18 protein-coding genes and 2 pseudogenes are annotated in these 20,709 nt (G+C 58.7%); 11 read left to right on the top strand and 9 right to left on the bottom strand.

Features of this window, described 5'->3' with window-relative positions; genetic code table 11:
- Positions 1-88: 88 nt before the first annotated feature.
- Genes ileS through CKV99_RS03615 form a run of 3 tightly spaced genes read left to right on the top strand, consistent with a single transcriptional unit; the run spans position 89 to position 5,517 of the window.
- Complete coding sequence (gene ileS / locus CKV99_RS03605; RefSeq protein WP_092254543.1) at positions 89-3,277, top strand: isoleucine--tRNA ligase; 3,189 nt, start codon at positions 89-91, stop codon at positions 3,275-3,277.
- Positions 3,278-4,108: an EamA family transporter gene (locus tag CKV99_RS03610; protein WP_092254546.1), complete on the top strand. Its 831-nt coding sequence runs from the start codon at positions 3,278-3,280 to the stop codon at positions 4,106-4,108.
- A 17-nt stretch (positions 4,109-4,125) separates the two neighbouring features.
- Complete coding sequence (locus tag CKV99_RS03615) at positions 4,126-5,517, top strand: DNA polymerase IV (RefSeq protein WP_092254549.1); 1,392 nt, start codon at positions 4,126-4,128, stop codon at positions 5,515-5,517.
- Here the strand turns inward: CKV99_RS03615 and CKV99_RS03620 are convergent.
- A complete protein-coding gene (locus CKV99_RS03620; protein ID WP_092254552.1) occupies positions 5,506-6,423 on the bottom strand; it encodes an asparaginase in 918 nt (305 codons plus the stop codon). The two genes, CKV99_RS03615 and CKV99_RS03620, sit on opposite strands and share 12 nt — an antisense overlap.
- 121 nt (positions 6,424-6,544) lie before the next feature.
- Between CKV99_RS03620 and CKV99_RS03625 the strand changes: the two genes are divergently transcribed.
- The gene (locus CKV99_RS03625; RefSeq protein ID WP_092254555.1) at positions 6,545-7,219 is read left to right on the top strand and encodes a hypothetical protein; all 675 of its coding nucleotides are present in this window, start codon (positions 6,545-6,547) and stop codon (positions 7,217-7,219) included.
- Positions 7,220-7,228: 9 nt separating this feature from the next.
- On the opposite strand, the gene CKV99_RS03630 is transcribed toward CKV99_RS03625, so the two are convergent.
- Together CKV99_RS03630 and CKV99_RS03635 are read right to left on the bottom strand one after the other, a co-directional pair.
- Positions 7,229-8,923 carry an ABC-F family ATP-binding cassette domain-containing protein gene (locus tag CKV99_RS03630; RefSeq protein ID WP_092254558.1) on the bottom strand — a complete coding sequence of 565 codons (1,695 nt, stop codon included), beginning with the start codon at positions 8,921-8,923 and terminating at the stop codon, positions 7,229-7,231.
- A gap of 71 nt (positions 8,924-8,994) precedes the next feature.
- The gene (locus tag CKV99_RS03635; protein WP_231910159.1) at positions 8,995-9,966 is read right to left on the bottom strand and encodes a DUF6263 family protein; all 972 of its coding nucleotides are present in this window, start codon (positions 9,964-9,966) and stop codon (positions 8,995-8,997) included.
- Positions 9,967-10,031: 65 nt separating this feature from the next.
- Between CKV99_RS03635 and lspA the strand changes: the two genes are divergently transcribed.
- Genes lspA through CKV99_RS03650 form a run of 3 tightly spaced genes read left to right on the top strand, consistent with a single transcriptional unit; the run spans position 10,032 to position 12,024 of the window.
- Positions 10,032-10,562, top strand: a complete 531-nt coding sequence (lspA, locus tag CKV99_RS03640) for a signal peptidase II (RefSeq protein ID WP_092254561.1) — start codon at positions 10,032-10,034, stop codon at positions 10,560-10,562.
- A gap of 47 nt (positions 10,563-10,609) precedes the next feature.
- Positions 10,610-11,488, top strand: coding sequence for an RluA family pseudouridine synthase (locus CKV99_RS03645; protein WP_092254563.1), 879 nt, complete (start codon positions 10,610-10,612; stop codon positions 11,486-11,488).
- Positions 11,485-12,024, top strand: coding sequence for a hypothetical protein (locus CKV99_RS03650; RefSeq protein WP_092254566.1), 540 nt, complete (start codon positions 11,485-11,487; stop codon positions 12,022-12,024). Before CKV99_RS03645 ends, CKV99_RS03650 begins: the two co-directional genes overlap by 4 nt.
- Here CKV99_RS03650 and rarD read toward each other — a convergent pair.
- The gene (gene rarD / locus CKV99_RS03655; protein WP_092254569.1) at positions 12,011-12,892 is read right to left on the bottom strand and encodes an EamA family transporter RarD; all 882 of its coding nucleotides are present in this window, start codon (positions 12,890-12,892) and stop codon (positions 12,011-12,013) included. The genes CKV99_RS03650 and rarD overlap by 14 nt on opposite strands.
- Positions 12,893-12,939: 47 nt before the next feature.
- Between rarD and CKV99_RS03660 the strand changes: the two genes are divergently transcribed.
- Positions 12,940-14,253, top strand: a complete 1,314-nt coding sequence (locus tag CKV99_RS03660) for an 8-oxoguanine DNA glycosylase OGG fold protein (protein ID WP_092254572.1) — start codon at positions 12,940-12,942, stop codon at positions 14,251-14,253.
- A 43-nt stretch (positions 14,254-14,296) separates the two neighbouring features.
- Positions 14,297-17,857, top strand: coding sequence for a DNA polymerase III subunit alpha (gene dnaE, locus CKV99_RS03665; RefSeq protein WP_092254575.1), 3,561 nt, complete (start codon positions 14,297-14,299; stop codon positions 17,855-17,857).
- A 95-nt stretch (positions 17,858-17,952) separates the two neighbouring features.
- On the opposite strand, the pseudogene CKV99_RS15075 reads toward dnaE, so the two are convergent.
- A pseudogene (locus tag CKV99_RS15075) lies at positions 17,953-18,060 on the bottom strand (IS5 family transposase); the annotation flags it as partial.
- A gap of 155 nt (positions 18,061-18,215) precedes the next feature.
- Between CKV99_RS15075 and CKV99_RS14945 the strand changes: the two are divergent.
- A complete protein-coding gene (locus CKV99_RS14945; RefSeq protein WP_256232139.1) occupies positions 18,216-18,347 on the top strand; it encodes a hypothetical protein in 132 nt (43 codons plus the stop codon).
- Positions 18,348-18,389: 42 nt separating this feature from the next.
- Here the strand turns inward: CKV99_RS14945 and CKV99_RS15080 are convergent.
- The 4 genes and pseudogenes from CKV99_RS15080 to CKV99_RS15085 all read right to left on the bottom strand — a co-directional run.
- Positions 18,390-18,449 (bottom strand): annotated as a pseudogene (locus tag CKV99_RS15080) (hypothetical protein); the annotation flags it as partial.
- A complete protein-coding gene (locus CKV99_RS14700) occupies positions 18,424-18,594 on the bottom strand; it encodes a transposase (RefSeq protein ID WP_408607550.1) in 171 nt (56 codons plus the stop codon). The pseudogene CKV99_RS15080 and the gene CKV99_RS14700, both read right to left, overlap by 26 nt.
- A gap of 111 nt (positions 18,595-18,705) precedes the next feature.
- Entirely contained in the window at positions 18,706-18,945 is a 240-nt protein-coding gene (locus tag CKV99_RS03675) for a hypothetical protein (protein ID WP_092254578.1), read from the bottom strand.
- Positions 18,946-18,970: 25 nt separating this feature from the next.
- Positions 18,971-19,177: a DUF2599 domain-containing protein gene (locus CKV99_RS15085; protein WP_143063376.1), complete on the bottom strand. Its 207-nt coding sequence runs from the start codon at positions 19,175-19,177 to the stop codon at positions 18,971-18,973.
- Between the two features lie 243 nt (positions 19,178-19,420).
- On the opposite strand from CKV99_RS15085, the gene CKV99_RS03680 reads away from it, so the two are divergent.
- Entirely contained in the window at positions 19,421-20,629 is a 1,209-nt protein-coding gene (locus tag CKV99_RS03680; RefSeq protein ID WP_092254581.1) for a cobalamin-independent methionine synthase II family protein, read from the top strand.
- Positions 20,630-20,709 lie beyond the last annotated feature (80 nt).

Genomic DNA, 20,709 nt, shown 5'->3' on the forward strand with positions numbered 1-20,709 from the left:
CAAGCAGGGTGGTACCGCGTAACCACAGTTGCGTCCCTGCACGCCATGAGCTCGATTGCATTCGTGTGTGTGAAGAAAGGACTAACGTATGAGCACCCCCGTCGGTGGCGTATACCCCAAGGTTGATATGACCGGGGGTAGCAGTAAGTTTCCCGAGATGGAGAAAAACGTCCTCAAGTACTGGCAGGACGACCAGACTTTCCAGGCATCTTTGGACAACCGGAAGAATAATGAGGAGTTCGTCTTTTATGACGGCCCACCATTTGCCAACGGCCTGCCTCACTACGGCCACCTGCTGACCGGCTATGTCAAAGACATCATCCCGCGTTACCGCACGATGAAGGGCTACCACGTACCCCGCGTGTTTGGTTGGGATACCCACGGTCTGCCCGCTGAGCTGGAAGCGGAGAAGCAGCTGGGGATCAAAGATAAAGGCGAGATCGAGGACATGGGCCTGGCTAAGTTCAACGAGTACTGCGCCAAGTCCGTCTTGGAGTACACCGAGGAGTGGAAAGAGTATGTGACCCGCCAGGCCCGTTGGGTCGATTTTGATAACGGCTACAAGACGATGGATTTGACCTACATGGAATCCGTCATCTGGGCGTTCAAAGAGCTCTACGATAAGGGTCTGATTTACCAGGGCTTCAGAGTGCTGCCGTACTCGTGGGCAGAGCACACCCCGCTGTCGAATCAGGAGACGCGTCTCGACGACTCCTACCGTGAACGCCAAGACCCAACGCTGACGGTGACCATGCCTTTTACTGGTGCAAAGGAGGGCACTGCGGGTGCAAAGACGTGGGATAAGCACGAGGAGCTTCACAACGCCGCAGCACTTGCGTGGACAACTACTCCATGGACCTTGCCGTCTAACCTCGCACTGGCAGTACACCCTGAGGTGGAGTACTCCCTGGTCGAGGTCGCTGAGGATGGGGCAGAGGACTTCGTCGGCAAGCGTTTCTTAATCGCAACCGCACTGGTTGGAGCTTATGCGAAGGAATTCGGCACCGACGCGCAGACTGTCGCCACCTTCTCCGGTGCGGAGTTAGAGGGTCTGCAGTACACCCCGATTTTTGATTACTTTGCCGACCAGCCCAACGCATTCAAGGTGATCCTGGCGGATTATGTGACCACCGAGGACGGTACCGGTGTGGTCCACCAGGCGCCTGCATTTGGTGAAGACGATATGCTGACCTGCCAGAAGTACGGCATTGATGTGGTGATCCCGGTGGATATGGATGGTCAGTTTACCTCCCAGGTGCCGGAGTATGAAGGCCAGCTGGTGTTCGATGCGAACAAGGACATCATCCGCGATCTAAAGGCGAAGGGCCGGGTGCTGCGCCACCAAACCATCGTGCACTCCTACCCGCACTCCTGGCGCAGTGGTGAGCCACTGATCTACATGGCGCTGCCGAGCTGGTTTGTGAAAGTCAGCGAGTTCCGTGACCGGATGGTGGAGCTGAACCACGAACACATTGAATGGGTTCCGGAGCATGTGCGCGACGGCCAGTTTGGCAAGTGGCTGGAAAATGCCCGCGACTGGAATATTTCGCGGACCCGTTACTGGGGCAGCCCCATCCCGGTGTGGCAGTCAGACAACCCGGAGTACCCGCGCACGGATGTCTACGGCTCGCTGGATGAACTGGAGCGCGATTTTGGGGTGCGGCCTGAGTCGCTGCACCGCCCGTATATTGACGAGCTCACTCGCCCCAACCCGGATGATCCGACAGGGCAGTCCACGATGCGTCGTGTGCCAGACGTGCTGGACGTGTGGTTCGATTCCGGCTCCATGCCGTTTGCCCAATTCCACTACCCGTTTGAGAACAAGCAGTGGTTCGAGGACCATCACCCCGCCGATTTCATCGTGGAGTACATCGGCCAGTCCCGTGGCTGGTTCTACCTGCTGCATGTGTTGTCCACTGCGCTGTTTGATCGCCCGGCTTTTAAGCAGGTTGTCGCCCACGGCATTGTGCTTGGCGACGACGGGCAGAAGATGAGTAAGTCCAAGGGTAACTACCCCAACGTCAACGAGGTGTTCGATCGCGACGGTTCGGATGCGATGCGCTGGTTTTTGATGTCTTCTCCCATCCTGCGCGGCGGCAATTTGATTGTTACTGAACAGGGCATTCGCGAAGGCGTGCGCCAGGCACTATTGCCGATCTGGAACGCGTACACCTTCCTGCAGCTCTACAGCTCGCACGAGGCGGAGTTCTCCACTGACTCGACCGACGTGTTGGACCGCTACATCCTGGCGAAGCTGCACGACTTGGTGGTGGAAGTGGATCAGGCACTCGAATCCACCGATATCTCGGGCGCGTGTGACAAGGTGCGCCTGTTCGCAGATGCTCTGACCAATTGGTACGTGCGCCGTTCCCGCGACCGTTTCTGGGTGGGTCAGGAGGAACACCCAGAGGCGTTTAACACGTTGTACACTGTGCTGCATGTACTGACCCGGGTGGCCGCACCGCTGTTGCCGTACATCACTGAGGTAATTTACCGTGGTTTGACTGGTGAGCGTTCCGTTCACCTGGCGGATTACCCAGATGCTTCCAAGATCCCAGCAGATGCAGATTTGGTTGCTGCGATGGATGCGACCCGCGAGGTGTGTTCGTCGGCAAGCTCGGTGCGCAAGGCTAACAAGCTGCGCAACCGACTGCCGCTGCCTAAGCTGACTGTGGCGCTGCCGAACGCGGATATGTTGACGCAGTACGCCGGGATCATCCGCGACGAGGTCAACGTCAAGGCTGTAGAGCTGACCAATGATGTGGACTCGGTCGGTTCCTTTGACGTGGTGGTGAATGCGAAGGTGGCAGGACCAAGCCTGGGCAAAGATGTCCAGCGCGCGATTAAGAACGTGAAGGCCGGTAATTACACCCGCGACGGCGAGAACGTCATTGTAGGCGGTGACATCACTCTCACCCCGGAGATGTACACGGAGCGCCTCGTGGCCGAGAACCCGGAGTCTACTGCCGCGATCGACGGTACCGAGGGCTTGGTCGTGCTGGACATGACTGTGACCGAGGAACTGGAGGCTGAAGGCTGGGCCGCTGACGTGATCCGTGGCCTCCAAGACGCGCGTAAAGCATCCGGCTTTGAGGTCTCTGATCGCATTACGACGACGCTTTCAGTGCCAGCGGACAAGGAAGAGTGGGCCAAGCGCCACGCTGATCACATTGCGGCGGAGACCCTGTCTACCTCGTTCACCGTGACTACCGACGCTGCACATGGTAGCCACGACATTGTCGAGGGCGTGACCGCGACCGTGGAGAAGAACAGTTAAATGCGCCAACGTCTGACAGCCCCATTGTTGATGGTGGTTTCAGGTACTTCGATGTATCTGGGTGCCGCGATCGCAGTGGGGTTGTTTGACGCCTTTCCGCCGGTAGCGGTGGCGTGGATGCGTGTGAGCGCCGCCGCGGTGATCCTGCTGGTGCTGAACCGGCCACGCCTCCGAGATTTCCTTGGACCTGTGGGACGTACTGCTGCCGTCTACGGGGTTGTCACCATGGCCATGAACATGACGTTTTATGAGGCCATCGCCCGGATTCCGTTGGGCACAGCCGTGGCCATCGAGTTTTTAGGGCCGATTGCGGTCGCCGCATGTGGTTCGCGGACGGTGCGTGACTGGTTGGCGTTGCTGCTTGCGGGCACCGGCGTGGTGGTGATTTCCGGGGCGACGTGGGCCACTGATTCGGTGGGCATCGTGCTGGCCTTGGCTGCGGGGCTTTTATGGGCTTGCTATATCGTGGCTGGGTCGCGCATTGCCGGGGATGCTGCAACGTCGCGGGTATCCACTGCCATCGGCTTTAGTTGGGCCGCGGTGATCGGCCTGCCACTGGTTGTTGTCGTGTGGCCGGACACGCTGACGCAGCACCCTGCGTTGACCTTTGGCCTTGCCTTAGGGTTGGGTCTTTTGTCTGCCGCGGTCCCGTATTCGATTGATCAGATCGTGCTGCGCCAAGCTGGTCGCGCCTACTTCGCGGTACTTCAGGCAATTCTGCCGGTGGTCGCAGCGGTCATTGGGGCGATTGCCTTGTCCCAGTGGCTTAGTACAGCTGAGCTGGTCGGCATGGCTCTGATCGTGGTAGCGGTTGCTTTACGACGACCTTAGGTAGGTACCGTAGAATCATGCGCCGCTGGGTCCTCCATATCGACATGGATGCGTTTTACGCGTCCTGCGAGCAGTTGACCCGCCCCACGTTGCAAGGCCGCCCCGTCCTTGTTGCCGGGGTATCTGGCAGGGGAGTGGTCGCTGGCGCTAGCTATGAGGCCCGAAAGTACGGGGCGCGTTCGGCGATGCCTACCCAGCGGGCGGCACGTCTTGTCGGCCCGCGCGTTGTCCTAGTCGCACCCCGTCGTGTTGTATACACCACGGCGTCGCGACGCGTCTTTGAAGTTTTGGCTAGGCATGTCGGTGTTGTCGAACAGCTCAGTATCGATGAGGCGTTCATGGAGCCACCCGAGCTGATCGATGCCTCCGTTGACGACGTGAAAAAGTGGGCAGAAGCTGTGCGTGGCGACATCCGGGAAGAAACCGGGCTGCCGGCTTCCATTGGTGCGGGTTCTGGCAAGCAGTACGCAAAAATTGCCTCGGAGCTAGCAAAACCGGATGGGATCTTCGTCCTCGACCCCGAGCGTGAATTGGCGACGCTGCAGGCGCTTCCTGTCAAGGAGCTGTGGGGTGTGGGGCCTGTGACTCAAGGCAAACTTTCCACGATGGGGATTGAGACCATTGGTGATTTGGCTGCGCTCAGCGAAAAGGAAGTGGGCATTGCGTTGGGAGGGGCGGTGGGCCACCAGCTGTGGACGTTGGCACGCGGCCACGATGACCGGCCTGTCGCCCCACGCGCTGAAGCCAAGCAGATTTCTGCCGAACACACCTACCCGCATGACCTGACAACACCTGCCGAGGTCGATGCCGCTTTGGTCCGCGCCGCCCAGGACGCCCACCGTCGCCTCCTGCAAGACGGCCGTGGTGCTCGCACAGTCAGCGTGAAGCTTCGCATGGCTGATTTCCGGATTGAATCCCGCTCAGCCACCCTGCCGTATGCCACCGACGATGCCGAAACTCTGCTAGCCACCGCTTTTCGGCTGGTGCGCTACCCCGACGAGGTGGGCCCGATCCGACTAGTGGGTGTGAGCTATTCCGGCTTAGAGGACGCGTTGCAGCACGTGCTGTTTCCGGAACTCGACCAGCAGATCGTGCGCCCGCAGCCCATCGACACTGACTATGAATCTGGTGTCAGCGACCACACCGGTGCAGAATCCATCGAAGTTGACATCACGCCCGCCGACCAGCCCGGCCATTGGCGCGCCACCCAGGACGTGTACCACTGCGAGTACGGCCACGGCTGGGTGCAAGGCTGCGGCCTCGGCTGGGTCACGGTCCGCTTTGAAACGCGAGCGACCGGACCAGGACGCACAAAAACATTGCGTGTCGATGACCCTCACTTGCTTCCGGCAGACCCCATCGACTCACTCGGGTGGGATGATTGGCAGCTGCAGGATTCACAGGAGTAGAGAGGCAGGGTCTACGTCGGCGGCGATGGCGACGGTCAGTGCCATGCGGGCTTGCCCGGCGCGTAACCAGCCGGCAGCGAGAGCTCCGTGGGTGCCGAGGGTGCTGCCACCGCCACTACCTCCATAGGCGAACTGCACGGGGCCCCGCGGAACCTGTGTGGTTATTACTACCGGAATTCCCGCATCGAGCGCGCGCACAATTGCCTGGCCCATCTCTTCGGACACGTTGCCAGAACCTAGAGCTTCCACCACGAGGCCGTGCGGACGCGTATCGACGATCGCCTCAATGACCTCGCTAGTCGCGCCGGGCCAGGCGGCTGCCACCGCAACACGAGTGCCATCCAAAGTAACCACCCCAACAGGGTCTGGGCGTGGAAGCCACGTCTCAGCTGTTAGCGCGAATGCGTTGTGATCAGCAGTGTGTTGTTTGATTAAGCCGCGGGCGGGAAACACGGCATCATTGAAGTACACTTGGACACCACTGGTTGCTGAGCCTGCCAGGTTGATGGCGCCACGTAGGTTAGCGGGCCCGTCGGTGGTGGGGTGGTCCGCAGATTCTTGGGCGCCGGTGAGCACGATGGGGCGAGGGTCGTCAATCATAAGGTCGAGGGCGATGGCTGTGTCCGCCATGGAATCAGTTCCGTGGGTGATCACTACGCCGGCACACTGCGCGTCGGAAAGCGCGCGCACGGCGTTGATAGCAAGCGTGTCGATATCTGCCAAAGTCATCGTCGATGAATCAAGCGACGCGGTGTCAAAAACGCGTGTTGCAACGTCGCTGCCGCAGCGGGAGACAAGGTCGGCGCCGGTGAGAGTGGGTGTCCGTGCGCCGGTGCGATCGACAACCGAGGCGATGGTGCCGCCGGTGGCGATGACCGCAACATAGGTAGTTGCTGGATGATGCATACTAATTAGCCTGCCATAGTGCGTCACGCTTTGGTTTGGAGGTTACAAAACGGTAACGTAGGTGAATGTATCGACGTGTGCGGCGTCTTACCCTCAGCCCGATAACGCACTAGGAGAGAATGTGAAACTCAACAAAATCTGCGCAATTGTCGCCACTGTAGGAATGGCCGTCGGCATGGTGGCGTGTTCCGGTGACAAGACTGAAAATGGCGAAGCCACCGGCGCGGAAACCGTCGCGTCCAACGCTGCAGAAGACGCCGCTGCACAAGAAAGCCCTGCCCCGGAATTGCCGTCGGCTGCTGAACTTAACGAGGTTCTCTCGCGTGCTACCAATCCGGAACTGCCGATGGAAGAGCGCGTTAAGACTGTTCAAGGTGGCGAGACGGCGCCGGAATTATTTGACACGATGACGCTTTCGAAGCAAGAATCCGGCGCTAACTTCCAGGTGGTAGACCCAGTTCTGCCTGGTTACTCTGCGAATTCGGTGTTGGCTACCGTAAACTTTACCCAGCCGGATCAGCCAACCCAGTTGGCGGAAAATGTTGAGTTTGTCTACGAGAACGGGACGTGGAAGCTGTCCCAGTCGTGGGCCTGCACCTTGATTACCAATACGGTCACTCCGGACCAGGTCCCTGCGATGTGTCATGCTGGCGCACCAGCTCCGGAAGATCCGGCTGCGCCAGCTCAGCCACCCGCTGCGCCAGCTCAGCCACCCGCTGCGCCAGCTCAGCCACCCGCTGCGCCAGCACAGCCACCCGCTGCGCCAGCACAGCCACCCGCTGCGCCAGCACAGTAGCCCACTGCGCTACTGTTCGTCGCGCCACACCTCATCAGACCATAAGGTCTCTAGCGTGAGGATTGTGGCGCGGCGTTCCTTTTTCGCGATGCGTCGGCGCCAACGCCGCCGAACCCAACGGTCGTGGCTGGTCAAAATGACAGTACCAGGGAAGTCCAGCAGCGCCCGCTCTAGTTCTTCCGCCAGTGCGAGGGAGAGGTGGTTGGTGGGCTCGTCCAGCAGCAACAAGTCCGGCGGGCACGCCAAAATGATGCCGAGGGAGACACGGCGACGCTGCCCCAGTGAAAGGTCCGCGATGGGCTTGACCACCTGCTCCTCTGTCATCAGCCCCATCTCCACCAGCGACGGTGTGCCAGAGGGCACACGCGCCTCGAAAGCCTGCTGGGCCGTGATAGTCAGGTCCAGCCAGTCATCGTCTTGCTCCAAGCGAGAAACGGTGACTTCGTCGGGGATGCGCAACTCACCTTCGTAGTTTGTAAGATGCCCATCGAGGATTTTGAGCAAGGTTGATTTTCCGGAGCCGTTTGGGCCCTCGACGAGCAACTGATCGCCGGGCTGCACCTTCACGGTCAGCGGCGCCAGTCTCTCTTCAACGGCGAGGTCTTTTGTGGCTACCGCCGGCTCGCCGAGGCTTGCTGCGGTGTGTTCGGGAATACCGTGGAACCGCAACCGCTCCGGTGGTTTAGGAAGCTGGTTACGCTCCAAGTCTTCCAACCGATTCTTGGCACCCCGGGTGCGGTTGCCCACCGTTTTCGCGGCGCGGTCGGCGAAGAATTTAGCCGCCATGCGAATTTCGGTTTTGTTTTCCTGGGAATGGAAAACATCCTCTTCGCTTTGGCCTGCGGCCTTTTCTAACCGAGCGCGCTCTGCTTCTTGTGCGTTGTAATCGCTGATCCAGCGGTTGCGGCGCGCCTCACGGGCCTTGAGGTAGTCCGAGAATGATCCCGTGAACCGGTTACCCTGGCGGGTTTCTTCACCGTAGCCGCCTTCGGGGCCAAGTCCAGGATCCAGATCCACCAGCCCATCACAAGCGGTGTCAAGGAAATAGCGGTCATGGCTGGCCACAAGAACCGGGCCTTTGAAAGCCGCAAGCTCACTGATGAGGAAGTCCACGGCTTCGTCATCGAGGTGGTTGGTAGGCTCATCAAGCACCATGCCATCTACTGGGCGCAACAGGAGCGTGGCAAGCGCAAAACGACGGCGCTGGCCTCCGCTCATGTCACCGAGTGGGGTAGCCAGGTCAATATTGGCTAGGCCCAAACCAGCGAGGACGGTGCTCACCCGGGAATCCAGTTCCCACACTCCAGACGATTCAGCGCGGGCGAGAGCGAGGTCGAACTGCTCTGGGATAGATGAGTCCTCGGGTGTATCCACCATGGCCTGGGAAAGATCAGTGATCGCCTGCTCCACAGCGCGCAGCTCGGCAATCGCGGCGTCGATAAGTGTGCTGGCAGGCGACGAAAAAGGTAGCTCAGTCTCCTGGGCGATAAACCCCGTGGTTGGTGGGGTAATAATGTGTCCGACATCAGGCTGTAAGTTCCCGGAGATCAGGCCCAACAAAGTAGACTTACCCGCACCGTTCTCGCCGATCAAGCCCGTGACGGAACCTGAGGGGACGGCGAACGAGATGTCGGTTAGGACGCGCTGGCCCCCAGGGTACGAAAACGAGACACCGTCGATATTGAAGTGTAGAGCTGCGACCATGGTGGGCCTCCTTCGTGGGGCGTGGACACGCGAGGTAAGAACACTTTCATCCTACTCTGCCGTGCAACTGGCTATGACCAGTCAATGCTTTGCGTCTGGTCCTGGACAATACGAAAGTTATCGTCAGCACCTGCGTAGATCACGCGAGTGGAGGTAGTAACCCTACCCTCAACGGGGAGCGCTTCGGTGAGATCAACGACGATGGAGCCTGCAGAACTCGTATCCGAACTTTCTACTGTGAGTGATTGACCAGCCAGCTGCGGTGCTTGTTCACCATCGAAGTTGAGGGTCTCTTGGGCGGGCCGCTGGTCAATGGACACCTCAAGGCTCACCTCGGTACCGACAATGTCGGTGACGGTGTAGGTCGTGGTACGCAGCATGGTCGACCCGCCGGTCACGCGCGATTCGACGGTCCACGAGCCACCCACTCCGACTGGCTCGCCGGGGAAAATCACCGTCCCTGTCAGTACCGACAGCAACCCGGACTCGACAGCAGCGCGGGCATCTTCCGACGCCTCTGCCGGAGCCAGCAGTTTGATCGTGCTCACGCGCCCATCGTTAGTACCGCGCCACATTGACAAAAACCCCGCAGCAGAATCAATCTCTTGGGCTATATCAACCCCGCTGTGGAGCGCTTGGCCTACCGTTAACTGCACGCGCCGGGTTGCCTCAGTTTCACCCTCACCAGGTGCGGGGGCCTCCACTGTGCGCACCTCCAGTGGCAGCGCTAGGGTGTCAGTGTTCGTCACTGGCGAAGCAGCACGGTCCACTGCGTTTGCTGCCACTACGTTCTGGGCAAAGCCGTTTTCTACCTCAACGGTGCGCCTCGACGCCCCCTCTTGGCCTTTTGCTTGATCATCGGTGATGTCGTCGTATGCGAGAACTTGTGGGTCCTGGCCGGACTCGATCACGTCGACGCGTGCGACATCGACGGGGAAGGCGGGTACCTCCGCCACGGGGTCTGGTTCTGCGCTGCACGCCGACAGCAGGAAAGCAGTAAGTGCCGGCAGAATAAGTGCAGGTGCTTTCGCTCGAATACTCACATACTTAACCTACCCCACGCTGTGAAACGTCCTGAACTAGCTTTTCGGTACTAAGGTAGTGAACAATGGTGCGAGTGAACAGGACATCTCAAAGGAAGAAGCGGGAGCGCAATTACGTTGGTCTGATGGTGGCGATCATCGTCGTCGTAGCCGTGGTAGACCAAGCCGTCAAGCAGTTCATGGCGAACTGGCTTGAACCTGGCCAGCCTGTGGCTGTGATCGGGGACTGGTTTCGTTTCTACCTACTGTTTAACCCCGGCGCAGCGTTTTCGATGGGCCAGGACTCCACGTGGTTGTTCACCACAGTCCAGCTTGTCTTCGTTGTTGGTGCACTGATCAGCGCGTTTTTTATCCGACAGCCCTGGTACGCGGTTGGGATTGCGTTAATCGCTGGTGGGGCGCTGGGCAATTTGTGCGATCGGTTGTTCCGCGAACCGGGGTTCTGGTTCGGGCACGTGGTTGACTACATCTCCGTGGGCAATTTCGCCGTGTTTAACCTGGCAGATGCGTCGATCACCATCGGTGTGGTGGTCTTTATCATTGCGGTAATACTCGACGATTCCGACAGCACTGCTTCGAAGGGGGAGAAGAAGTAGTGGCGGGGGATTTCCGGAGTGTTCCAGTACCCGAAGGCTGGGCAGGGATGCGGGTTGACGCGGCGGTGGCCAAGATGTTCGGGATTTCGCGCACGGTTGCGGCAGAGCTCGCCGCAATTGGAGATGTACGTGTCGACGGCCGACGTGTAATGAAATCTGACCGGCTTGTGGAAGGCAGCCAGCTTGACGTCACGCTGCCAGTGCCACAGGGCCCGCCCATGCCCAAAGAGGAAATGGTTCCGGGCCTGGATATATTGTACTCGGATCGCGATATTATCGCGGTGGACAAGCCCGTTGGGGTAGCGGCGCATCCCACGGTGGGGTGGGAAGGGCCAACCGTTGTCGGCGGGTTGGCAGCCGCCGGATTTCGCCTTTCCACCTCCGGACCACCAGAACGCAAGGGCATCGTGCAGCGCCTGGATGTGGGCACTTCCGGGGTGATGGTGGTGGCAGCGAGCGAACCGGGGTACTCGGTGCTCAAGCGTGCTTTCAAAGAGCGCGAGGTGAAAAAGACCTACCATGCCTTGGTCCAGGGTCTGCCGGATCCGATCGTGGGAACAGTGGACGCGCCGATTGGACGGCACCCGTCGAGTGGCTGGAAGTTCGCGGTGACCTCTGACGGCAAGCAAGCGATTACTCACTACGAAGTGATTGAGGCGTTCCGGGAGGCCAGCCTCATCGAAGTCACCTTGGAAACAGGCCGGACCCACCAGATCCGAGTGCACATGTCAGCATTGGGTAGTCCGTGCTGTGGCGACCCGATGTATGGCTCCGACCCGAATCTGGGCACACGCTTAGGGCTGACCCGGCAGTGGCTCCACGCCGTGCGCCTCGGTTTTCATCATCCGCGCTCAGGCGAGTGGATGGAAGTGGAATCGCCGTACCCTGCTGACCTCCAATCCGCCCTTGACGTGATACGCGGATGAGCACCTTCGATATCGGGCGGGTAACCGCCGCTGTTATAAGCCTGATCGTGATTGTGGCCCTCATCGTGGTACTGGGGATGCGCTCAGACCCGCCCCCACCGATCAACGGCGACCAGCTGGGCATGGAAACGGGAGAAAGCTTCCAGGACTACACAGTGCGTGCCAGCGCTTCCTTGAGCGCGCTTGACGACGACACCTCCCACCATTTCGCACTGGTCACATTCACCGAACCGCTTCCTCCGCAGCAGGCAGGTGAGGTCACCGAGGCCGTGGCCCGAGTCAATGCGATGATCGTGGCCAACGCCCAGCCGTGGCCCCTGCCCGAACCCATCCGGGGGGAAGTCCGTGCGGATGTCTACACCCGTGAACTCGGCAGAATTGCTGCCCCAGAAACACTCACTGGTGTGGTGGTGTGGGATGTGCCGCCGACGCTACGCACACTAAACGAGAATCCCCATGTTGCCACTGTGGAAGTTCTTCCAGCGGATGCGCAGTGGGGCAGGTTCGGTGTCTCACCTGTGGCTACGCCGGTTTAGGGGAACGTCGTAAAGCGCGGTGCTGTCTGCCGAAGCGAAGAATATCCCACAAATAGATCGCAACAGCAAGCCAAATAATTAAAAAGCCTACCCACCGGGTCACCGAAAGATATTCCTGGGTGACAAACAGCGCCCAGAGCATCTGCATGGTTGGGGTGATGTACTGCAGCATACCCAGGGTGGTCAAGGTGAGGTGTTTTGCGCCCGCGCCGTACAGCAACAGCGGAATGGCCGTGACCAACCCCGAGGCGATCAACAACCCTGTGTGCACCGGGCCTTCAGTAAACATCGTGCTGCGGCCAGTGGCCTCCAGCCAGACAAGAAACACCACCGCAAAAGGCAACATTGCCAGTGTTTCACCCGCAAGGGAAGCTTGAGAAGAGACCGTGATGCGCTTTTTAGCCAGCCCGTAAAGGCCGAAAGTTACCGTCATGCCAAGCGCCATTATTGGGGGCTGCTCTGAAAACACCAGCAGCCAGATCACCCCTACTGCTGCGATGCCCACCGCGACAACCTGGAGTGTGCGCAGACGCTCCCGCAGAAAAACCACACCCAGGAGCACAGAAAACAGCGGGTTGATGAAATACCCTAAGGCCGCGTCAGCAACGTTTCCGGAGTTCACCGCCAGCACGTAGACGCCCCAGTTGGTGGTAATCAACGCGCCGGCCAGAACGATCAGTAACCATTGCCTTCGGCCTGCAGTGCGTAATTCACCCCAGCGACGCGTGATAGTAAGCACGGTGGCCATCAACACCGCGGTCCACACCACGCGATGGGCCAAAATCTCGACAGGCCCGGCTGGCTTCAAGAGAGGAAAGAAAGCGGGGAACAAGCCCCACGTCAAGTAGGCGAATAGTCCATAGATCACACGGTGGCACCTTACCTGGTTTGTGTCCACCGCTACGATGAGTAGCTGTGAATAAGCAGATTCCCACTCTTCCCGTCTGGCTAGCTATCCATATTGGGCGCACCCCGTGGGCTGATGCGTACCCCATTAACCGCGCCGGGATGAACAAAATGCTTAAAGCTGTGGGGCTGGACATCACCTTGGAGAACACATCGATCTCTTTCGACGAGATGGTCGAGGCAGCCGGCAACGCGACAATAGATCCTGCTGCCGCCACGCTCCTGATGGTGCAGGTCATCGCGGCGAACTCAGGAACCTCGCTACGCGGTGCGAAGCAGCGCCTGCGTTCCATCGCAAGCGTGGATGCCCAAGAGAAACTGCGTGAGATCGCTACCACCGCGCACGAAGATGTCTCTGCCGCCTACACCCTGTTTCGTACCGGCTCGCGCAACAACTTCCCGCACATTGGCCCGGCCATGTTTACCCGCTTCCTTGCCGCGGTGACACCAGAGGCATTCGTGCTGGATAGCCAGGTGGCCACCAACCTCACCCGGGCCGGGGTTAACATCGACCCCACCGGCCCCTGGAATACGGCCGCCTATTCCCACTACATTGAAGTCCTCTACACATGGGCAGGAGAACATCACGATCCGGCAGATATAGAACTAGCACTGCTCAATTGCCCCACCTCCGCCACCGAGATGGAGTTCACTGGCGATACCGGACGCATGATCGCCCACCTGCTCGGTGTGGAACGCCCTGCGCCCACGACGTGGGGCATGCACCGTATGGATAAAAAGTTCGGCCGGCTTCGCACCGGCACTGTCACCGTCGTCTATGGTGAAAAAGGCAGTGGGGTTACCTCGCTGCTGCGCACTATCGCACTGGGTAATTCGGCACGCGGGCTGAACGTGGACTTCATTACTGAGATGGACTCGGGTAACGCGTGGTCGCTCATGCTCGCCGGTGCCACGGGCATGAGCGTGGAGGAGCTAACCGACCGCAACAACACCAGCCGTAACCGGGTGGTCGTCGAAAAAGCGCCGCAGCTGCCAGGCACGATCCGGATCCTTGCTACCCCCGACCCCGAGACCCGTGCAGAAGTGATCATCGATGACCGCACCTACCCCACAGACCGGCGTCGTAAAGCCCCTCGCGTCCCTGAGCCGCGCCACGGTATCGCGTACCTGATGTCTTACCCCCTGCCAGAACTAGCGGAGCAGGCAGATATTGACGCGTTCCTGCGCCTGGAACGGCCCGACCTGCACCGGGCTGACCACAAGCGTGCAGGCGAGATCGACTGCTACGACACAGTGAACAATCGTGGCATCGTGCTGAGCAATGCTCTGCACTGTGGGCGCGTTGCCGATAAAGGGCGCTGACCTGCATATGTTGGGTGGTTGACAGCTGGGCTAGACTGGCGACATGGCCAAAAAATCGTCGTTTGTTCACCTTCATAATCACACCGAATTTTCCATGTTGGACGGCATGTGCAAGGTGGACATGCTTGCCGACGAGGTCGTGCGCCAAGGCATGCCGGCTGTGGGAATGACAGATCACGGCAACATGTTTGGCTCCGATGCATTCTACAAGGCAATGAAGGCCGCGGATGTGAAACCGATCATCGGCATTGAGTCCTACTTGGCTCCTGAATCTCGCTTCAACAAAAAGCGCGTGTTGTGGGGAACACCTGACCAAAAGCGTGACGACGTCTCCGCCTCCGGTGCCTACCTGCACCAAACCATGATCGCAGAGAATGTCACCGGCCTGCGCAACCTGTTTAAGCTCTCGTCTTTCGCGTCATATGAGGGCCAGTTAGGCAAGTGGCCCCGGATGGACGCGGAGCTGATCGCGGAGCATGCCGACGGCATCATTGGTACCACGGGCTGCCCTTCGGGCGATGTGCAAACCAGGCTGCGCCTCGGGCAGTTCGACGCAGCCCTCGAAGCGGCCGCGATGTGGCAGGATATTTACGGTAAAGACAATTACTTCCTCGAGCTCATGGACCACGGCCTGTCTATTGAGAAGCGGGTGCGTGATGACTTGCTGCGGATCGGCACGATGCTGGATCTGCCGCCTGTGGTCACGAATGACTGCCACTATGTTTTGGAGTCGCAGGCACCTGCCCATGAGGCGATGCTGTGTGTGCAAACCGGTAAAACATTGCTGGATCCGGATCGTTTCAAATTCGACGGCACCGGGTACTACATCAAAACCGCCGAGCAGATGCGTGAGCTGTGGGACGACGATGTGCCAGATGCCTGCGATAACACGTTGTGGATCGCCGAACGTGTGCAGCCGTACGACGAGATTTGGGAAGAACACCCGCTGGACCGCATGCCAGTGGCCGATGTCCCAGAAGGGCACACCCCTACATCTTGGCTGACTGAAGAGGTGATGCGAGGCCTGCAGGACCGTTTCGACGGCGGCGAAGTACCTCAGGAATATATCGATCGCGCGAAGTACGAGATTGATGTTATTGATGTGAAAGGCTACCCGTCGTACTTCCTGATCGTCGCCGAGATCATCAAACACGCCCGATCGATTGGCATTCGTGTTGGTCCCGGGCGTGGCTCGGCCGCGGGTGCGCTCGTAGCGTACGCATTGACCATCACCAATATTGACCCGATGGAACATGGCCTCCTGTTTGAGAGGTTCTTGAACCCGGAACGCCCATCCGCGCCAGATATTGATATTGACTTTGACGATCGCCGTCGTGGCGAGATGATCACCTACGCCGCTGAACGCTGGGGTGAAGACAAAATTGCCCAGGTGATCACCTTCGGTACCGTGAAGACGAAACAAGCTATCAAGGATGCCGCTAAGGTGAACTTTGGGCAGCCAGGGTTTGCTATGGCGGACCGCATCAACGGTGCACTGCCTCCAGCTGTGATGGCAAAAGATATTCCACTATCCGGTATTACTGACCCGGAGCATCCGCGTTATGGTGAAGCTACCGAGGTCCGCACCATGATCGAGACCGATCCGGATGTAGCCAAAATTTATGAGACCGCCCGCGGATTGGAGGGCGTGGTGCGCCAGGCAGGCGTGCACGCGTGTGCCGTGATTATGTCCTCGGTGCCGCTGATGGACTGCATCCCGATGTGGAAGAGGCCTGCCGACGGCGCCATCATCACTGGGTGGGATTACCCGGCATGTGAGGATATCGGCCTGCTGAAGATGGACTTTTTGGGCCTGCGTAATCTCACAGTGTTAGGGGACGCAATTGAAAATGTGAAGAAAAACCGCGAAGAAACCATCGACTTAGAAGCACTGGAAACCAATGACCCAGCCGTTTATGAACTGCTCAGCCGCGGCGAAACTTTGGGCGTGTTCCAGCTTGACGGTGGCGGGATGCAGGAGCTGCTCAAGCGGATGAAGCCGACGGGCTTTAACGATATCGTGGCCTCGCTTGCGCTGTATCGCCCGGGCCCCATGGGTGTGAATGCACACTGGAACTACGCGGACCGTAAGAATGGTCGCCAGCAAATCACTCCGATCCACCCTGAGCTGGAGGAACAACTCAAGGAGATTCTGGACGAAACCTACGGCCTGATCGTGTACCAAGAGCAGATCATGGAGATCGCGCGCAAGGTGGCGAACTATACTGCTGGTGAGGCAGATGGCTTCCGTAAAGCCATGGGTAAGAAGAAGCCGGAGGTGTTGGCCGCCGAGTATGAGAAGTTCTGGAGCGGCATGCAGGAAAACGGTTACTCCAAGGACGCAATGGATGCGTTGTGGGGCACCATCGAGCCATTCGCCTCGTACGCGTTTAACAAGTCTCACGCCGCAGGCTATGCCCTAGTGTCATACTGGACCGCCTACATGAAGGCGAACTACACCGCAGAATACATGGCAGCACTGCTGACTTCCGTGGGGGATAAGAAGGATAAGTCCGCTATCTACCTGTCGGACTGCCGCCACCTCGGCATTCGGGTGCTGCAGCCGGACATCAACGAGTCTGAAGAAGACTTCATGGCTGTCGGCGAAGATATCCGTTACGGGTTGGCCGCCGTGCGAAACGTGGGTAGGGAAGTGGTGGACTCCATCAAGGAGTCGCGCCGCACCAAGGGTAATTTCACGTCATTTTCGGACTACCTGGACAAAATTGACCTGTTGCCGTGCAATAAGCGCATCACTGAATCGTTGATTAAGGCTGGTGCCTTTGATTCGTTGGGGCATGCCCGCAAAGGCCTCATGCTGGTCCAAGAGGACGCCGTCGATTCTGTGTTGACCACGAAGAAGGCAGCGGATAAGGGCCAGTTCGACTTGTTTGCAGGCTTTGGTGGAAACTCGGATGATGCTGCCAGTGCGTTTGCTATCGAGGTGCCTGACGAAGAGTGGGACCGTAAACACAAGCTGGCCTTGGAGCGTGAAATGCTGGGTATGTACGTGTCCGGCCACCCGCTCGACGGTTTCGAAGAGGCGATCGACGCCCAGACGGACACCCCACTGACCCAGATCTTGTCGGGCGAGATGCGCCACGGTACCGAAGTTGTCATCGGTGGCATCATCTCTGCTGTGGACCGTCGCTTCTCCAAGAAGGATGGTTCCCCGTGGGCGATTGTGACCCTGGAAGACCATCACGGTGCCCAGGTTGAGGTGCTGCTGTTTAACAAGGTGTATTCCATGGTGGCTCCACAGATCGTGGAGGACAATATCATCTTGGTCTCGGCTCACATCTCCATCCGGGATGACCGCATGAGCATCTTCGGCGATGATGTGCGCGTGCCGGAGCTCGGCCCAGGTAACGGAGCTGGCCTTCCACTGCGCCTGACGCTACGCACAGAGCAGTGCACCATGGATAACATCACCAAGCTGAAGAACGTGCTGGTGAATAATCCCGGCGAGTCTGACGTGTACCTGAACTTGGTCAACGGGGACGAGTCTCAGTTGCTTGTGCTGGGCGACCACTTACGCGTCGAACGTTCCGGCAACCTGATGGGTGACCTTAAAGCGACGATGGGTGCCGGGATTTTGGGCTAAACCTGCACTTTTCGGCTGACAAAAACGCCCTTCGCCCAGAAAATCGGCTGATTTGTCAGCCGAAAGTGCCTTGCTAGTGTACTGCTAGTGTACTGCTAGTTCGTCGTTGCTAGTTTGTCGTAGCGGGTAGCACATGCGCGGTTGTGTTTGATGTGGTTGCTGGCACGCTCGACGGTATTGCGTCGCCGGTAGGCACGCGAATCTTGTCGAGCACAGGCACCATCTGCGGGCCATCACCTGCTTGACCGGCAGTGATCGCAAACTACATCACTCCACAGTGGGCATCACAGTTGACATGGAGTTTTGTAGACCACCCGCCACGCGAACGGCCAAGGCTGTGATCAAGGGGGTCGCTAAGGTGGCGCATCGTGCTGACTTGCCTCGCGCCAGCGCCATGAACATGCCCACGTGCGGTGGTCGAATCGACGCCGACTTCCCACGACAGCTTTCCCGTACGCTGGGCATGGGCCAGCAGGCGTGTATGGACTGATGCCCATACACCCTGGGCATTAAGGCGGGCACACAGGTAATAGACCCGCCACCACGGTCCGTAGCGCTCGGAAGCGTCACGCCAGGGGCAACCGGTGCAGATACGAACAGAAGATACCGCTGACCAAAAGGCGTACGTTCCAAATACGGGGCCTGCCCCGCTGTGAGGGGGCAGGTAACAGTGGCTCAAGTAGGCCCCATTCGTCATCTGTCAAATCATGGCGAGCCGAGGGCGGTATAATAGCCAACGAAGGTTTCCTTGCGAGCGTAGATGATTAGATACCACCGGCGAGCGCAGGAAACCCTTCACGCTGCTCCAAGACACGCCGAACTCACTGACCACAATTTCACAACACGATCTAGTAGTCACTGCTGTGCTTCTCGGTATCAGCTCGTCGACTTGGTAGAAGTGCGACGATAACCCCAACGATGGTGACAAGCAGTGACAACGCGTGCCACACAAGAATCCACGTGGGCGCGTATCTGTCGAGGCCCTGTGCTTCCATCTGTCGGTAGTCCAAGCCGGAGGCAATGACAGACACTGCCAAGGACACGAGGCCAATGCCGATAAAAAGGAAACCTAGCTTTCTTCGTGACATGGCAGACAGATCCTTTCCTTAGGTCTCACCAATTGCAGCGGTGGCTCCACACGTTCCACACCCAGTAACGGTTATTGTGGCGGAAACGCTCTAGATTATAGGTTCCTGTGAAAGGTAACCCTACGGTGCCGAGGGTAACATGGCAATCATACTGCTGCTTTAGTGTGGCTTTATTGGTAACTGCAGGGTATTTGTTTATCCATTCGCGCCAACCGGCTTCAGTATGCATCATCAGTAGCACTATGCTTCACCTTCGCTTACGTGTCTGTTAGCTATCGTCGCAGATTCTGCAGCTGCAGAATCTGCGACGAACGTACTCGGAAGAATATATTTGTGGTACCGAAGCGCGGCTTCCACTTCATTGCCATTAAGATGACACCTAGCAAGCCTGTAAAACCAGAGCCCTGGTCTGGCTGACAGTAGTGTGTACCAAGTTTGTGCACCACCTTATGTACTAACAATTTTTGGAGAATGCATGCCAGTAAACAAGATTCGTACCACCCACGTCGGCTCCCTGCCGCGCACCCCGGAACTGCTGGAGGCGAATCAGCGCCGCGCGGAAGGCACCATCGAGGACCAAGAGTTCTTCGAAATTCTGCAGAAGTCAGCGGATGACGTCGTGAAGCGTCAAGTAGACATGGGCATCGATATCATCAATGAGGGGGAGTACGGCCACATCACCTCCGGCGCTGTTGACTACGGGGCGTGGTGGAACTACTCCTTCTCTCGCCTCGGCGGGCTGACCATGACCGATGAGGACCGTTGGGCAGCTCAGGAAATCAAGCGCTCCACCCCGGGCAACATCCAGCTGACCAGCTTCTCGGATCGTCGCGACCGCCAGATCTTCGCAGAAGCATATAACGACCCTGATTCCGGTATTTTCACCGGACGAGCGAAGGTGGGCAACCCGAAGTTCACCGGCCCGGTGACCTATATTGGCCAGGAAGACGTCGACGCGGACGTGAAGTTCCTGCGTGAGGCCATGGATAAGGCTGGCGCAAAGGACGGTTTCGTCGCTGCGCTGTCGCCGGGGTCCGCAGCGCGTCTGAAGAATGAGTACTACGAAACCGACGAGGAGCTGGTCCAGGCGTGTGCTGACGCAATGGCACAAGAATACAAGGCGATTACCGATGCTGGCTTCACCGTGCAGCTCGACGCGCCGGACCTGGCTGAGTCCTGGGACCAGATCAACCCAGAGCCAAGTCTCGAGGATTACCGCGCATGGCTGCGCATCCGTGTTGACGCCATCAACTCCGCCATCAAGGACCTTCCGAAGGAGCAGGTCCGCCTGCACATCTGCTGGGGTTCTTGGCATGGTCCGCACACTACGGACGTAGAGTTCGGCGACATCATTGACGAGATCCTGCGTGCTGATGTGGGCGGCTACTCTTTCGAGGGTGCGTCGCCTCGCCACGGCCATGAGTGGCGCGTCTGGGAAAACGGCACCCTGCCTGCCGGCAAGCTGATCTACCCGGGTGTGATTTCTCACTCCACTAATGCGGTTGAGCACCCACGTTTGGTGGCAGACCGCATTATTCAGTTCGCTGAGGCGGCAGGCCCAGAGAACGTTGTGGCATCTACTGACTGTGGTTTGGGCGGTCGCCTGCACCACCAGATTGCGTGGGCGAAGCTGGAGTCCTTGGTTGAGGGAGCCGAGATCGCGTCGAAGGAACTGTTCGGCTAAGTCGCTTATCGACGAAAAACCGGCGCCGCTGTCAACTACTGTGTAGTTGGGGGCAACGGCGCCGGATTTTTATGTGTGAG

This window comes from Corynebacterium cystitidis, from assembly GCF_900187295.1.
GTDB lineage: Bacteria > Actinomycetota > Actinomycetes > Mycobacteriales > Mycobacteriaceae > Corynebacterium > Corynebacterium cystitidis.

What these genes read in the sequence shown, in the direction of transcription:
- CKV99_RS03630 (WP_092254558.1), bottom strand. Translation starts at nt 8,923, where the DNA reads ATGGTCGCAGCTCTACACTTCAATATCGACGGTGTCTCGTTTTCGTAC.
- CKV99_RS03620 (WP_092254552.1), bottom strand. Translation starts at nt 6,423, where the DNA reads ATGCATCATCCAGCAACTACCTATGTTGCGGTCATCGCCACCGGCGGC.
- dnaE (WP_092254575.1), top strand. Translation starts at nt 14,297, where the DNA reads ATGGCCAAAAAATCGTCGTTTGTTCACCTTCATAATCACACCGAATTT.
- ileS (WP_092254543.1), top strand. Translation starts at nt 89, where the DNA reads ATGAGCACCCCCGTCGGTGGCGTATACCCCAAGGTTGATATGACCGGG.
- CKV99_RS03680 (WP_092254581.1), top strand. Translation starts at nt 19,421, where the DNA reads ATGCCAGTAAACAAGATTCGTACCACCCACGTCGGCTCCCTGCCGCGC.
- CKV99_RS15085 (WP_143063376.1), bottom strand. Translation starts at nt 19,177, where the DNA reads ATGATGCATACTGAAGCCGGTTGGCGCGAATGGATAAACAAATACCCT.
- CKV99_RS03675 (WP_092254578.1), bottom strand. Translation starts at nt 18,945, where the DNA reads ATGTCACGAAGAAAGCTAGGTTTCCTTTTTATCGGCATTGGCCTCGTG.
- CKV99_RS03615 (WP_092254549.1), top strand. Translation starts at nt 4,126, where the DNA reads ATGCGCCGCTGGGTCCTCCATATCGACATGGATGCGTTTTACGCGTCC.
- CKV99_RS03610 (WP_092254546.1), top strand. Translation starts at nt 3,278, where the DNA reads ATGCGCCAACGTCTGACAGCCCCATTGTTGATGGTGGTTTCAGGTACT.
- lspA (WP_092254561.1), top strand. Translation starts at nt 10,032, where the DNA reads ATGGTGCGAGTGAACAGGACATCTCAAAGGAAGAAGCGGGAGCGCAAT.
- CKV99_RS03645 (WP_092254563.1), top strand. Translation starts at nt 10,610, where the DNA reads ATGCGGGTTGACGCGGCGGTGGCCAAGATGTTCGGGATTTCGCGCACG.
- CKV99_RS03650 (WP_092254566.1), top strand. Translation starts at nt 11,485, where the DNA reads ATGAGCACCTTCGATATCGGGCGGGTAACCGCCGCTGTTATAAGCCTG.